This is a genomic window from Arthrobacter sp. Soil736 (genome assembly GCF_001428005.1).
Classification (GTDB): Bacteria; Actinomycetota; Actinomycetes; order Actinomycetales; family Micrococcaceae; genus Arthrobacter.
The window spans coordinates 319348-320306 of record NZ_LMSB01000023.1 but is presented as its reverse complement, the minus strand read 5'-3'; the positions used below and the strand labels follow the sequence as shown (position 1 = coordinate 320306).

Genomic DNA, 959 nt, shown 5'->3' with positions numbered 1-959 from the left:
TGGCGAATGTTGCTCCTGCTTTGGTGGTATCTGATTCCCAGCGGGCATTGTTGGAGGCGCTCTCGAAGTCCCGGACGGCGTCTCACCGAGAGGTGCAGCGCGCCCAGGTGTTGCTGATGGCCTCCGAGGGGCTGGCGAGYGAGTGGATCGGCCGGGTTGTCGGGGTGAGTCCGGCGACAGTGAGGTCGTGGCGGGCCCGGTTCGAGGTAGAGGGCCTGGTCCACCTGGGCGAGGTGCGTGCCGGGCGGGGCCGCAAGCCGGTCATTCCGCAGTCCAAGATCGACGAGATCGTTGATCTGACGCGCAATTCCAGGCCCGAAGGGCAGACGCACTGGTCCGTGCGGACGATGGCGGCGAGGGTCGGGGTGTCTCCGGCSCAGGTGCAGCGGATCTGGGCGGCCAGGGGCTTGAAGCCGCATCGGGTCGATACTTTCAAGCTCTCCAACGATCCGCGTTTTGAGGAAAAACTCATTGATGTCGTCGGCCTGTATCTGAACCCGCCGGAGAAGGCGATCGTGCTGTGCATGGATGAGAAGTCGTCCATCCAGGCTTTGGACCGCACCCAGCCGTCCCTGCCGATGACGAGGGGCCGGGCGGAAACGATGACGCATGACTACAAACGCAACGGCACGACCACCTTGTTCGCGGCCCTGGACGTGGCGACCGGGAAAGTGATCGGCTCCTGNGGGCCGGGCGGAAACGATGACGCATGACTACAAACGCAACGGCACGACCACCTTGTTCGCGRCCCTGGACGTGGCGACCGGGAAAGTGATCGGCTCCTGCCTGCCCAAGCACCGCCRCGAGGAATTCCTGGTGTTCCTGAAGACCATCAATAAGGAAGTCCCGCAGGGCCTGSRTGTCCACCTGATCCTGGACAAYTACGCCACCCACAAGCACCCGGACGTGAAGGCCTGGCTGGCGAAAAATCCCCGGTTCCAGCTGCATTTCACTCCCAC

The 959-nt window shown here is 63.6% G+C and carries 1 protein-coding gene and 1 pseudogene; both read left to right on the top strand.

The window, feature by feature from the left end; all coding sequences use genetic code 11:
- Positions 1 to 20: 20 nt before the first annotated feature.
- Positions 21 to 685 (top strand): annotated as a pseudogene (locus ASG92_RS29865) (IS630 family transposase); the annotation flags it as partial.
- 1 nt (position 686) lies between these two features.
- A partial coding sequence (locus tag ASG92_RS29860) for a transposase (RefSeq protein ID WP_240987146.1) occupies positions 687 to 959 on the top strand: 273 nt, incomplete at both ends.